Genomic DNA, 12,828 nt, shown 5'->3' with positions numbered 1-12,828 from the left:
CCTTATGACATTTCCTACTACAACGTATCTGATGAGTACGAAAGCCTATAGAGCCATCCTGTTTATTTTAACTGTTGGTAGTGTCACCCAAAGTCAGGCACAAGACTTTCAGCACCAAAAGGAGCTATTCTGGCGCCCGAATGCAGACAATGGTATCACCTGGGACCTGACCCGTGAAACGAGGCTTCCCCACAACGACAATATTGAACTATCGGGTACGCAGGTTTCCGGAATCATCCGCTACGAGGTCACGAAGGAAAAGCAGCTGCACATTACCCGCGACATTCTCTTTCCGCAACTGCGCAAATACACCAAATCGAACGAGTCGCTATACCGCGCCTACCTACGCGATACCTACTCCGATGACCTCTTGCCCGTCCTCACGCTGGCGGACAAAAAGTACGAAACCGGGGTGTTAGACTCCGTCAGGATCAACGGCAAAATCAGCTTTTATTTCAAGGAACGAGACGGCCTTACCGTGGTTCGTTCGTTCTTTCCTTCGATGCAAGACCGCTGCTTGGTGGAGAAGTGGACCTTGCTCAACACTGGCAAGACGCCCCGTACGGTAGGGATTGGAGCCACTGAACTCAAACAAGAAGAGGCAGGCTGGCACGGCACGTACCACCGCAGGGTTTTCACCGATGCCAAGCGCAGCGTCACCTTACAACCCGGAAAGCAGTATGACTTTGGTATTTACTTCCTCGCAACGCTAAACGACGAAGCAGAGCCACCCGTCTCCGTAGCTGCAATCGAGCGAAGCCGCGATACGTTCCTGGATAGCATCGCCACCAATCTGCATCTGCACTCGCCCGACAAGGTCATCAACACCTTGTTCTATTTCTCCAAAATCCGGGCCGCAGAAAGCATTTTTCGCTCCCGCTACGGGCTGGTCCATTCGCCGGGCGGCGGCAACTATTACGTCGGGATCTGGGCCAATGACCAGGCCGAGTACAGTGGCCCCTTCTTTCCCTATTTGGGGTATCAAACCGGCGTACAGGCCGCCATGAACGCCTACCGCATCTTTCAGCGCAACCTGCCCAAAGACGGAGGCAAAATCTGGGCTTCGTTTGAAATGGATGTCACCTTTCCCTTCGGAGAGCGTGACCGCGGCGACGCGGCGATGATTGCGTTTGGCGCCACGCACTTTCTGCTCGCCTCAGGCGATAAGAAAAAAGCTGAGGAGCTATGGCCCTTGATTACGTGGTGCTTGGACTACTGCCATAAACGAACCACGTCGGAGGGCATTGTAGCGTCGGAAAGCGACGAGTTGGAAGGTCGTTTTCCTTCTGGCTCAGCCAATCTTTCCACCTCGTCCTTATACTACGGGGCGTTGATTCAAGCGGCTCGGTTAGTGAGAGCCATGCAGAAGCCTGCCGCCCTGAGCTCAACCTATCAACAACGGGCGCAGCAAGTAGCAACGGCTATTGAGAAGCATTTTGGGGCGGAGATAGAAGGCCTGCACACGTATAAATACTACAAAGAAAATACGACGTTAAGGAGCTGGATCTGCCTACCCTTGGTGGTGGGCCTAACCCAACGTAAAGCCGGCACGCTGGATGCGTTGTTCGGTAAATTGTGGTCGGCCAACGGCGTCCTGACCGAACGGAAACCAGGGACGAATTCCCCGCAAGTGTTTTGGGACCGAGGAAGCCTGTATGCGTTTCGGGGAGCGTTCAAGGCGGGCGCGGCAGATCGGGCTTTGGAGCGCTTAATGTCCTACTCCACCACGCGGCTAACTGGTTTTCGGGTACCCTATGCTGTGGAAGCCTGGCCGGAAAACGGCATGGCCCACCTATCCGCCGAAAGCGCCTTATACTGCCGAATCTTTACCGAAGGCATACTCGGCCTCGAACCAACGGGGTTCAATTCCTTCACCCTACGCCCAAACCTGCCAACTACGTGGGACCATCTGACTATCAGCCAAGTGAAAGCGTTCAATACGACCTTTGATGTTGACCTTCGCAGAGTAAGAGGTAAGCTCCAGGTAAAGGTCGTCCAACAGGGTAAGGTTGTACTACAGCGAGCGTTAAGGAACGATATGCTGGTGGAGGTCCGGTTGAAATAACCTCTGAAATTGATGAACGTAGCTGCGTGGTGCTACCTGGCGTGCTGTGTTTTTCGTTTTCTGAGCACCTCCCTATCAGGCTTCGCTTTTTGAGGGAGAAGTGATTCCCTTTTGATGCGGCAGCCTTTGCAACAGCAAAATGCCCACCCAGCCGTACATTCGCACTATGCGCCTTTCTCCGATTCTGCTTTCCCTACTCCTGACTGCCGGCTGCGTACCGCTGGGCACGCCTATTACCAGCACCGATACCACGCGCCAGGCCGCGCCTACCCCCGGCCAGCAAACCACGCCGGAGTACTACGCCGACAAAACCCTGCGCTATCAGGATTACATCTACGACCCCAACGTGCGCTCGGTGCAGTGCTACGTGGGCACCAGCGGCAACACCGACATCTTCCAGCCGCCCGTGGTGCCGCTGTCGCAGGGCCTGCCCATCTTGCTGGAGTTTGATGTGCTGGGCAGCCAGAGCCAACGCCTCACGGCCAAGCTCATCCACTGCGACGTGGACTGGAAGCCGTCGCTTCTGACGGATATTCAGTTTCTGGACCAGATCAACGACCAGCTTATTACCGATTACCGCACGTCGGTAGGCACGAAGGTGCCCTACTTTCACTACAAGCTGCAAGTGCCGCGCGTGAAGCTCAGCGGCAACTACCTGCTGGTGGTGCAGGGTCCTGGCAACACGCCCCTGCTCTCGCGCCGCCTGCTAGTGTATGATACCAACGTGCAGCTGTTTTTGCAGCCGGGCCCTATTGCGGCGGGTGCTGAACGCTATACCCTGCAACAGCTCAACTTCGGCATCAGCTACGCGGGCTACCCCATCATCAACCCCTCGCAGGAGCTGAAAGTGATTCTGCGCCAGAACTTTCGGTGGGACAATGCCAAGTACAACCTGCGCCCTACCTTCGTGCGGGACGCGGAGCAGCGGTTGGAGTATCAGTACTTTAACTTCGAAAACACGTTTCCAGGGCTTAGCGAGTTTCGGCCGTTTGATATGCGCTCCTTGCAGGTGATGGGGGTAGGGATGCTGAAGCTGGACCAGCAATCGGTGCCGAAAGCCGTGTTGCTCAACCCTGATGCCAGCCGCGCCGGGGAGGCTTACACCCGGTACCCCGACATCAACGGGCAGCGCCTGTTTGAGAGCCGCGAGTACGGCAACGGCGACACCAATGCCGACTACGCCAACGTCACCTTTCAACTGCACGCTGAGCAGGCCGCGCCCGGCCCGGTGTACGTGCTGGGCCAACTCACCGACTGGCAACTGCGCGACGAGTTCCGGCTGACGTACGATGCCGCAGCGCAGCTTTACACCAAAACCGTGCTGCTGAAGCAGGGTTACTATAACTACATCTACGCCACTCAAACTCCCCAAGGACCCAATAGCGTGATGTGGGAAGGCTCGCACCAAGAAACCGAAAACCAGTACGACCTCTTGGTGTACTACCGCCCACCTGGCACCCGCGCCGATCTGCTCATTGGCTATCAGTCGGTGGATGTGAACAAGCGGTAGGGTAGAAGAACGTCATTCCGAGCTTGCCGAGGAATCTCGCGTGTTGATGGTGGATACTATCTCACATCAACACGCGAGATTCCTCGGCAAGCTCGGAATGACGTTCGATTTAAAAGAAGGTGCTGCACACAATGACGTTCAACATGAAATGACGTTCCGGCAAGTAGAAAACTCCGGTAGCGGTTTCCTATCTTTGCTCTCTACTTACTAAAGCCCAAACACCCCGCCGATATGAAATTTATCGTCTCGTCTTCCGCCTTGCTCAAGCAGCTCCAGAGCATCAATGGCGTAGTCACGAACAACCCCGTGGTGCCTATTTTGGAGAACTTTCTCTTCGAAATTGAGGACGGCAAGCTGACGATTACGGCCTCTGACCTGGAAACGTCGATGATAACGGAGCTGCCCGTGGAGGCCCGCGAAAGCGGCCGCATTGCCGCCCCGGCTCGCATCCTACTCGATACGCTCAAAAACCTGCCCGACCAGCCCGTGACGTTCACGCTGGATGAGGAAACCTATACCATCGAAATTGCTAGCTCAAACGGCCGCTACAAGCTGGCCGGTGAGAATGCCACCGACTTTCCCCGCGTGCCGGTGGTGAAAGGCTCGGCGCCGGTAGAAATTCCGTCGTCGTCGCTGGCACGGGCTATTAACAAGACCATCTTCGCGGTAAGCACCGACGAGCTGCGCCCGGCCATGACGGGCATCCTGGTGCAGCTGGCCGACAACCAGGTGACCTTTGTGGCTACTGACGGCCACCGCCTGCTGCGCTACCGTCGCTCCGATGTGGGTGCGGGCCAGACTGCCAACATCATCATTCCGCGCAAGGCCTTCAATCTGTTGAAAGGCGCCCTACCCTCGGAGGCTACGCCCGTAACGGTGGAGTTCAATACTTCTAACGCCTTCTTCAGCTTCAACCAGATGCGCCTAGTGTGCCGCCTGATTGATGAGCGCTACCCCGATTACGAGAACGTAATTCCGGTGAGCAACCCCAACCGCCTCATCATCGGCCGGCAGGAGATTCTGAACACGGTAAAGCGCATCAGCATCTATTCCAACAAAACCACCCACCAGGTGCGCCTGCGCCTGGCCGGCTCTGAGCTAACGGTTTCGGCCGAAGACTTGGACTTCTCCAACGAAGCCAAAGAAGTGCTGGCCTGCCAGTACGACGGCGAAGACATGGAAATCGGTTTCAATGCCCGCTTCCTGCAAGAGATGCTGTCGAATATTGACTCTGAGGAGATTACGCTGGAGTTGAGCACGCCCAACCGCGCTGGCCTGCTGATGCCCACCACACCAGATGACAACGAAAACATCCTAATGCTGGTGATGCCCGTGATGCTGAACAACTATGTATAAGGGCTGAATAGTTTGATTGTTAAATGGTTGGTCGTACGCACGGCTGACCATTTTTCGTATTAAACCATTCTGCTTTTTCTTTTGAACGACCGAATAGAAAACTATTTGGCCATTCAATCATTTACTCATTCACTATGAAGAAGTCCGAAATTCACTTTAGCATTGCCCTCGACGACCAAAAGGTGCCCGAGGCCATTAGCTGGCAGGCCACCGATGCGGGGCCAAACATTCACTTTGCCAAGGCTATCAATATTGCCCTGTGGGACCGGGACGAGCGCGGCACCATGAAGATTGACCTGTGGACCAAAGACATGCCCGTAGACGACATGAAGCGTTTCTACGTGGATACGATGGGTGCCATGGCTGAGAGCCTGCAAACCGCTACCAGCGATGATAAAATGGCCCGGCGCATCCGCGAAGTGTGTCGTGAGCTGATGGACCATATCGAAGAAGAAGAGCGCAAAGCCAAGTAAGTGTTGCGCCCATTGCTCTATCTTATCATACCTACCATACAAAAGGCCCCGCCATGTAGTTGGCGGGGCCTTTTGTATGATGGAGTATCGATTGTTAACGGCTGCCATCGGCCTTGGAAGCGCCGCGGGCGCGGGTAGCGGCCGGGCGCGGATCCGTAGTGCTTTTAGCAGGACCAATAGTGGCGCCATTGGAGCTAACTGGTGCCGGGTCGCGCACTGATTTCACAAACTGAGCATCGGCGTTTTGCATGGCAAAATCCTTCGCGACTTTGTTGTACGCAGCGCGCTGGCCATAGTAGTCGGTGTACTGATCGTTACTCAGCACGCCCCGCAAAGCGGCGTCGCGTTGCCGGCACACCTCGTCGCACTGCTGATCAATAGCCTTCTGGTTACCCGCGTTTTGCTGCGCAATAGTGGCCATTTTCTTGGCCTGAGCAGCATTAATAGCCTGTACCCGACCCGACTGGTAACCATTCAAGCGTAGGTCGCGGGCCATTTGGGCCGAGAGGCGGTCAGCTTTGATTTCCTGGGCGTTCAGGCGAGGCGTACTCTGAGTTTTATCGCGGGGAATAACCGTAGAAACCTGCTGCGCCTGCGCGCCAAGAGCGGCTACGAAGACCAGCGCAACGGTAGCAATTTGCTTTTTCATGAGTATACAGTAGGAGCAGTTCAACATCAAATACCAGCCAGTATAGCCAAAGCGCTACCCGCCAGCGTGTTCTTTCTAACGCATACGGGCGCGAAGTAGTTTAGCTGAAGTAGCAAACAACTGGGTTGCAATGGGTAGCGCTCAAGCCTGCGCTTCATCCAGTAGACAGGCAATTATTGGGTAGTGATGTCCTCTAAAAGCTGTTTTTCCACATCATCGACTCCACGGGCTTATCGGTGCGGTCGTTGTACTTGGCGTTGGCTTTGCGGTTGTAAAACGTCTGCACGTCGCCTTGCACGGCAAAGTAAATTAGCTGGCCCACTGGCATGCCGTAGTACACGCGTACGGGCATCGACACGCTGATTTCCAGCGTCCAGGTATTGCAGAAACCGATGTCGCCCTTGCCGGCCGTGGCGTGAATATCAATGCCAAGGCGGCCAACGCTACTCTTGCCTTCCAGGAAGGGCACGTGCGCGTGGCTCTCGGTGTACTCCTCCGTCACGCCCAGGTACAGCACGCCGGGCTCCAGCACGAAGCCTTCTTCCGGAATCTCAAACGTGCTGATTTCGTTGTGTTTACGAGCATCTAGTACACTGTCTTTGTACGTGGCCAAATAGCGGCCCAAATGCACATCGTAGGAGTTGGTGCCGAGGCAGTTGCGCTCAAACGGTTCAATGACAATATTGCCCCGCTCTATCTCGGCGAGAATCTGCTGATCGGTAAGAATCATGTTTTCAATTAAAAATTAAGAATTAATAATTAAGAATGGAGAGCGTAAAGACAGTCAAATGGCTGTTGTAACAGCATATATGTCTCATCCTTTACTTTCTGATTTTCAATTATTAATTAAAGCTATTCGTCCTCGTATCGGTCGGAGGGAAGTGAGTCGGAGGAGCGGGTGGCGTGGGTAGGATCTAGCTCGTTGAGGCGGGCGCGCATCTCGGGCAGCACGCTGGTGAGCACATAGAGCAGGCCTAAGGAGCTGCCCAAGGCCAATGCTAGCGTGAGATAGTCAAACCAGTCGTGGGTGCTGGGAACGTCGGCCGAGCGGATGATGGGGCCGCCGGAGCTCGGTACTACTACCTCGGGCTGGGGCGCTACGTCCTCTAGCTCCGAGGCATCGCCGGAGGGTAGGGTAGTAGCATCAGCCGGTGGCACGGTAGCGGCATCAGTGGCCAGTTCATCGGGCGTGGGGTCCTGCGAGGCGTTGAACTGAGCGGTGGCCTGCTTGATGATACGCTGCTCGGCGCGAATAAGCGCAATGCGTTCGTCGCGCGGGATGACACTAATGAAGAACTCGAAATTCTTGTCGATCAGCAAGCCATTGAGTTGGCGCTCAAACTCGGCCAGATCGGTGCGGCCTTTTCCAAAGCGGTTTTTGAAGCGCTCCGACAAGTCGTTGTAGTTCAGGAACAGCTTTTTCAGGTCCGCATTACCGTTGAAGTCGTCGAACTGCCTGCGCTGCTGCTGCGTGCGCAACGACACCGGGAACTTGCGACGCGTAAACGTTTTGTCGTAGACGGTTTCCATGGTGCGGAAATTCAACTCGTCCACAGTGCGGTCGAACAGGCGCTTGTTGGCCGCAGCAGGTGTTTCAACTTGCGCCCATACCACCACCGGCGCCAACCACGTCAGCAATACAACTAAAAACAAACAACGGACTTGAAACATAGCGGCGCAGATTTGCCGCAAAGGTAGGCAATGGAGAGAGGTGAAGTGGTGAAATTGTGAAGTAGCGGTGTTGAATAAAAAGTACGTCTGCCATCCTGCGCTTGCGAAGGACCTTATCACCGTAGAACGAGTCGTTGTTTCGCTTGTCGTTCCACTGACATAAGGTCCTTCGCAAGCGCAGGATGACAGACGTACTTTTTATTCACTACGTACTACTTCACCACCCCTACATCCCGTGCGCTTCGCGCAAGGACTCGCGGCAGGCGGTGAGGTACTGATCTACTAGCTCATCGGTGATAGAGGTAGACACGAACAGCGCCTCGAACTGTGAGGGGGCCAGGTAGATGCCGCGGTTGAGCATGGCGCGGAAGTAGCGCCCGAAGGCTTCTAAGTCAGCTTGTTTGGCAGTTTCGAGGTCTGTTACGGGCTGGTCGGTGAAGAATAGGCTGAACATAGAGCCTACCTGGTTCACGGTGTAGTTGAGGCCCAGCTCGGCGGCAATCTGGCGGGTGCCGTCGGCGAGGCGGGTGGTGGTGCGCTCTAGCTGCTCGTATACCTCGGGGTGGTTTTGCAAGTAGCGCAGTTGCGCTAGGCCAGCGGCTGTGGCAATAGGGTTGCCGGAAAGAGTGCCCGCCTGGTACACCTTGCCAGCTGGCGCTACCTGGTCCATAATGTCCTGGCGGCCACCGTAGGCGCCTACAGGCATACCGCCGCCAATGATCTTGCCTAGCGTAGTCATATCGGGTACAATGCAGTAGCGCTGTTGGGCACCACCCGGCGCAAGGCGGAAACCAGTCATCACCTCATCAAAAATGAACACGATGCCGTGCTGGGTGCACAAATCGCGCAGGCCTTGCAGGTAGCCGTCGGCAGGGGCCACCAAGCCCATATTGCCGACTACCGGCTCTAGAATGAGAGCCGCAATCTGCTCGGGGTTGGCTTCAATGGCCTGGCGGGCGGCCTCCAGATCGTTGAAGGGTACGGTAAGGGTATCTTGGGCCACGCCGCTGGTGACGCCGGGTGAGTCGGGGGTGCCGAGGGTGAGGGCACCCGAGCCGGCCGCAATCAGGAAGGAGTCGCCGTGGCCGTGGTAGCAACCCTCAAACTTCAGAATCTTGGGGCGGCCGGTGTAGCCCCGCGCCACCCGAATGGCCGACATCGTGGCCTCGGTGCCGGAGTTTACCAGGCGTACTTTCTCGATGCTCGGTACCATCTCCTTAATCAGCTCGGCCATTTCCACCTCGCGGCGGGTAGGCGCCCCAAACGACAGCGAGTGGGGTAAGGCCTGCTGCACGGCCGTGAGCACCACCTCCGGCGCGTGGCCCAGAATCATGGGCCCCCAGGAGTTGATGAAGTCCATGTACCGGTTGCCGTCTACGTCCGTCAGCCACGCGCCCTGCGCCGACTGCATGAACACCGGATGGCCGCCCACTGCCCGAAACGCCCGCACCGGCGAGTTAACCCCGCCAGGAATATGGTGCTTGGCCTGCTCAAACAGAGCCGCGCTTTGGGTATGCGTCAGGGTAGGAGAAATCGTTGAATCAGAAGAAAGCATAGAATCAGAAAAGGGCCGAAGCCCGTGTAGTGGCAAAAGAAGTAGAACAGCCAAAAGGCCGGAAAGATGCGGGTAGAAAGGGAAAAAGGTTGCTATTTATCATTCGTGTCGCTCCATCATCATCTGTCATCCTGAGCTTGCGAAGGACCTTCTCACGGCTGAACGACTATCGAAACAACGACTCATTCAGCCGTGAGAAGGTCCTTCGCAAGCTCAGGATGATAGATAGAAAGAGTAATACTACTGCTGACCCACTGGGTTCTGCACTTCCACGTTCATGCGCTCTAGCTTCACAATGGGCACGTACTGGTTGTCGTGGGCGCCGCCGGGGTAGCCGATGCCTTGGAACAGCGCGCCCGAAACCGGGCCGGAATCAGACAATTGCTGCTGAAAAGCCGGGCCGGCATTGTGCAGGCGCTGGGCAAAGTAGTACAGCATTTCGAAACCCATGTTGGCAAAAACCGACGGCGGCAGGTTGTACTGCTGTGCGTAGAGTTGCTGGAAGCGGCGCACGCCCACGGCGCCGGGGTCGAGGTAGTGGGGGTAGAGCATGTACACGTCGCGGGCATCAAGTTGGTTGAGGCCAACGCTAGGATTGTCAAGCCAAGCGGCGTAGGTGATGATAGGCATGGTTACCTTCTGGGCCTGCAAGCGTTTGAAGGTGTACGGTCCCGCCCGCCGGCCCGTAGAGGCCACCACCAAGTGCCCCACCGACTTCAGATCGAAGCCTACGAAACCTTGCGCAAACACCGAATCGGTGCTGGTGCCTATGGCGCGGCGCATGAGCTTCACTTTGCCGCCCTGCGCCTCGTAGGCCGCTTTGTAGGCCTGGGCAAAGGCCGCGTCGTCGCTGGTGTTGTCGTAAAGAATAGCGGCGGTGCGGTTGGTGAAGGTGTTGAGAGCAAAGCGGGCCGCCTGCTGACCCTGGGTGGTAGAGCTGGGCTCGTAGAGGTAATGCCAGGCGTTGTTCTGCACCAGCTCCCCATCCTGCGACAACGGATTGACCGTGATAATCTGCTTCTGCTGGGCGTAGCGGGCCAGAATCTTGCTGCCCGACTTATACACCGGCCCGATAATCAGATCCATCGAAGCCAACTCGGGTAGGGCCAGCACCCGCTTGAGCTGCAAGGTGTCGGCGCCGGTATCATAGGCGAATACCTGCACCGGACGGCCCTCGCGCTGCAACGAGTCCTGGGCCAGGCGCATGCCGGCGTACAGGTCCGTGACGAACTGCGTGCGGCGGGCCTGAGCAACATCAGTGAACTCAAAGGGTAGCAGCACCGCAATGTTGTAGCTGTTCTTTTTGGCAGCGCCTACCTGCCGGGGCGTGTAGCGGGTAGGGTCCAGTTTGAACTGCTCCACCAGCCGCGCGAGTGTCGCCTTATCGGCGGGTGTGTACCAGCCGCCCAGCAGCTTGTCGGCGTAGACGCGGCCGAGGGTAGCGTTTTGCGGATAGCGTTGCAACAGCGTCTGAAACAGGGCGCGGTCATTAAGGCGCGCCAGGTAGTTGATTTCCATGGCCTCACGCTCGGCCTTCAACTTGCCGGTGGGTAGCTGCTGCAAGGTGCGCAAGGCATTGTCGGGCTCACCTTGCTCAAACGAAACCTGTCCTTGCAGGTACAGGGCGTCGGGCACCAGCGCGGAGGTAGGGTACTCGGTGCGCAGCAGATTGAGCATTTGCTCGGCCTCGGGCCACTTTTTCAGGCGAGTGGCGGCCACGGCGTAGAGGTAGGCGGCTTCGGGGGCACGCTCGAAGCGGGCAGCGGGCGGCGTGAGCGGCTCCAGCTCTTTCATGGCTAGCAAGTAGCTGCCCTGGTCTAGGAGAAGCTTGCCGTTTTGGTAGCGCGTGTTCTGCTCGGGGGTGGCAGGGGTAGGCGTTTGCAAGGGCGCTCCCCAGGCCGCGTGGGCTACGTTGGGAAGTGCCAAGGCGCTACCCAGCACACAAAGCAGTCGAATAAAAGAAAAAGGCCGCATAGCGAAATAGCAGAAATCAGGGAAAAGGGAGAAAGCTTGCCGGAGTGTACGGCGGAAGCGGGCGCAAAGGTATTACAGAAGTCGGGCCGGTGCTACGCCGGGTTTTCGAGCCGGGCGTTGTATCTTCGGAGAAAACAAGCCGGCAGGTAGCCGGCCGCGGCGCCATAGGCTCGGCGCCGTCTTTAGCGTATGGCCACAACTACTCTACACGCACCCGCGCCGTTTCTGCGTCGGCGCCTCGGGCTCATTCTACTGTTGGGCATCTCATTGGCCCTCAGCTTTATGCTGATTGCTTGCCGCGTGGTATATACCCGGGAGCTGACCTTCGTGTTTTTGCTCTGGAACCTGTTTTTGGCCTTTATACCGTTTGGCCTGAGCATGTTGCTGGGCCTCACCGACCGTCCCCTGCGGGCGCGGGTGTTGCTGCCGGTAGGGGCGGTGTGGCTGCTGTTTTTCCCCAACGCACCCTACATCCTCACCGACCTGTTCCACCTCACGCCCCGCGCCGGAGTGCCCTACTGGTACGACCTGGCCCTGCTGCTCTCCTGCGCTTGGAACGGCCTGATGCTGGCCTACGCCTCCCTGCTGGATATGCAAATGCTGGTGCAGCGCCGCCTGGGTGCGGCCGTGGGCTGGGGATTTGCTACCGTAGCGCTGCTGCTCAGTAGCTTCGGCGTGTATCTGGGCCGCTACCTGCGCTTCAATAGCTGGGATATTATTACTAATCCACTTATGCTATTCTATGATATCATGAGCCGCATCCTGCATCCTTTTGCTCACTTGGGGACTTGGGGCGTCACGCTGCTCTACGGCGTGTTTTTGCTGCTGGGCTACCTCACGGTGCGGCAGTTAGGGCAGCTTCGTAGCGACGAAACAGCCAATTTTTAACAGATCCAGAACCATCAAAAGCCTACTCCCCGCTGCTGTTTGCATTTGTGCGAATAGCAGCGGGGAGTAGGCTTTTGATACTTAAGTATCGCCACAGCCTATTATTAGAAAGGCAAGCTAGGTCACAGACGCCGGGCCAGCGTGAGGTTGTAGGTAGACGTTCTGCCGCCATTTATACCGTTTTGCACGGTGGCTTTCGCGCCTACACGATACAGCTGTCTTGCACCAACCGCAGCGTCGAGATTGAGGGAAAGGAGGCCGCCCGCGTATGGGCCTCGGTAAGAATACAGTTCGTACGCATTTACCTGACCCGATGTGGCCTGCAAATAAGAGTAGCTATCTTTTTGGTAGTAGCCCGCAAAGCCACCAGCACCTATTCCAAATAATACGCGCTTGTCGGTGCCGAAGGGGTAGTAAATTCCTTCTGCTTCCACAAAGCCAGCTTTGTAATCTTGATTGGGTAACTGTCGCTCCAACTTATTGTCGGGCTTGCCGAAAACGCCTACTACCCGGCCTGCTGCTCCAAAATGCCGGGATAGGGTAGGGGCGTACTCCAACGATAAACGCGTGCAGCGGTAATAGCCGCTCATATCGTATGCAGTGCCTACGCCCAAACGTAGGTAGGACGGCTTAGTTGCTGGCGCAGTTTGAGCCAACACAGACACAGGCAACAGTAATACTAGCCCA

The 12,828-nt window shown here is 56.6% G+C and carries 11 protein-coding genes; 5 read left to right on the top strand and 6 right to left on the bottom strand.

All coding sequences use genetic code 11. The annotated features are described in order from the left end of the window. Nucleotides 1–4 precede the first annotated feature (4 nt). From KYK14_RS07485 to gldC, 4 genes are all read left to right on the top strand, one after another. Nucleotides 5–2,065, top strand: coding sequence for a hypothetical protein (locus tag KYK14_RS07485; protein WP_219158185.1), 2,061 nt, complete (start codon nt 5–7; stop codon nt 2,063–2,065). A 166-nt stretch (nt 2,066–2,231) separates the two neighbouring features. Further along, nucleotides 2,232–3,575: a type IX secretion system plug protein gene (locus KYK14_RS07480; protein ID WP_219158183.1), complete on the top strand. Its 1,344-nt coding sequence runs from the start codon at nt 2,232–2,234 to the stop codon at nt 3,573–3,575. Between the two features lie 231 nt (nt 3,576–3,806). After that, nucleotides 3,807–4,931, top strand: coding sequence for a DNA polymerase III subunit beta (gene dnaN, locus KYK14_RS07475; RefSeq protein WP_185283190.1), 1,125 nt, complete (start codon nt 3,807–3,809; stop codon nt 4,929–4,931). A gap of 134 nt (nt 4,932–5,065) precedes the next feature. Next, a complete protein-coding gene (gldC, locus tag KYK14_RS07470) occupies nt 5,066–5,404 on the top strand; it encodes a gliding motility protein GldC (protein ID WP_185283191.1) in 339 nt (112 codons plus the stop codon). Nucleotides 5,405–5,498: 94 nt separating this feature from the next. On the opposite strand, the gene KYK14_RS07465 is transcribed toward gldC, so the two are convergent. The 5 genes from KYK14_RS07465 to KYK14_RS07445 all read right to left on the bottom strand — a co-directional run bounded on the left by KYK14_RS07465 (nt 5,499) and on the right by KYK14_RS07445 (nt 11,253). After that, nucleotides 5,499–6,053: a hypothetical protein gene (locus tag KYK14_RS07465; protein ID WP_219158181.1), complete on the bottom strand. Its 555-nt coding sequence runs from the start codon at nt 6,051–6,053 to the stop codon at nt 5,499–5,501. Between the two features lie 193 nt (nt 6,054–6,246). Then, nucleotides 6,247–6,783 carry a dCTP deaminase gene (gene dcd / locus KYK14_RS07460; RefSeq protein WP_185283193.1) on the bottom strand — a complete coding sequence of 179 codons (537 nt, stop codon included), beginning with the start codon at nt 6,781–6,783 and terminating at the stop codon, nt 6,247–6,249. A 122-nt stretch (nt 6,784–6,905) separates the two neighbouring features. Next, complete coding sequence (locus KYK14_RS07455; protein WP_208306019.1) at nt 6,906–7,724, bottom strand: hypothetical protein; 819 nt, start codon at nt 7,722–7,724, stop codon at nt 6,906–6,908. Between the two features lie 226 nt (nt 7,725–7,950). Beyond that, the gene (gene hemL / locus KYK14_RS07450; protein ID WP_219158179.1) at nt 7,951–9,279 is read right to left on the bottom strand and encodes a glutamate-1-semialdehyde 2,1-aminomutase; all 1,329 of its coding nucleotides are present in this window, start codon (nt 9,277–9,279) and stop codon (nt 7,951–7,953) included. Between the two features lie 240 nt (nt 9,280–9,519). Continuing rightward, nucleotides 9,520–11,253 carry an ABC transporter substrate-binding protein gene (locus tag KYK14_RS07445; RefSeq protein ID WP_219158177.1) on the bottom strand — a complete coding sequence of 578 codons (1,734 nt, stop codon included), beginning with the start codon at nt 11,251–11,253 and terminating at the stop codon, nt 9,520–9,522. Nucleotides 11,254–11,442: 189 nt separating this feature from the next. Between KYK14_RS07445 and KYK14_RS07440 the strand changes: the two genes are divergently transcribed. Then, nucleotides 11,443–12,141 (top strand): DUF1361 domain-containing protein, encoded by a 699-nt coding sequence (locus tag KYK14_RS07440; protein ID WP_185283197.1) that lies wholly within the window; start codon nt 11,443–11,445, stop codon nt 12,139–12,141. A 122-nt stretch (nt 12,142–12,263) separates the two neighbouring features. On the opposite strand, the gene KYK14_RS07435 is transcribed toward KYK14_RS07440, so the two are convergent. After that, nucleotides 12,264–12,800, bottom strand: a complete 537-nt coding sequence (locus KYK14_RS07435; protein WP_219158175.1) for a hypothetical protein — start codon at nt 12,798–12,800, stop codon at nt 12,264–12,266. Between the last annotated feature and the right edge of the window lie 28 nt (nt 12,801–12,828).

The organism is Hymenobacter profundi (assembly GCF_019334315.1).
Classification (GTDB): Bacteria; Bacteroidota; Bacteroidia; order Cytophagales; family Hymenobacteraceae; genus Hymenobacter; species Hymenobacter profundi.
This window is presented reverse-complemented; position numbering and strand designations above follow the sequence as displayed.

What these genes read in the sequence shown, in the direction of transcription:
- dcd (WP_185283193.1), bottom strand. Translation starts at nt 6,783, where the DNA reads ATGATTCTTACCGATCAGCAGATTCTCGCCGAGATAGAGCGGGGCAAT.
- KYK14_RS07455 (WP_208306019.1), bottom strand. Translation starts at nt 7,724, where the DNA reads ATGTTTCAAGTCCGTTGTTTGTTTTTAGTTGTATTGCTGACGTGGTTG.
- KYK14_RS07440 (WP_185283197.1), top strand. Translation starts at nt 11,443, where the DNA reads ATGGCCACAACTACTCTACACGCACCCGCGCCGTTTCTGCGTCGGCGC.
- hemL (WP_219158179.1), bottom strand. Translation starts at nt 9,279, where the DNA reads ATGCTTTCTTCTGATTCAACGATTTCTCCTACCCTGACGCATACCCAA.
- KYK14_RS07485 (WP_219158185.1), top strand. Translation starts at nt 5, where the DNA reads ATGACATTTCCTACTACAACGTATCTGATGAGTACGAAAGCCTATAGA.
- gldC (WP_185283191.1), top strand. Translation starts at nt 5,066, where the DNA reads ATGAAGAAGTCCGAAATTCACTTTAGCATTGCCCTCGACGACCAAAAG.
- KYK14_RS07465 (WP_219158181.1), bottom strand. Translation starts at nt 6,053, where the DNA reads ATGAAAAAGCAAATTGCTACCGTTGCGCTGGTCTTCGTAGCCGCTCTT.
- KYK14_RS07480 (WP_219158183.1), top strand. Translation starts at nt 2,232, where the DNA reads ATGCGCCTTTCTCCGATTCTGCTTTCCCTACTCCTGACTGCCGGCTGC.
- dnaN (WP_185283190.1), top strand. Translation starts at nt 3,807, where the DNA reads ATGAAATTTATCGTCTCGTCTTCCGCCTTGCTCAAGCAGCTCCAGAGC.
- KYK14_RS07445 (WP_219158177.1), bottom strand. Translation starts at nt 11,253, where the DNA reads ATGCGGCCTTTTTCTTTTATTCGACTGCTTTGTGTGCTGGGTAGCGCC.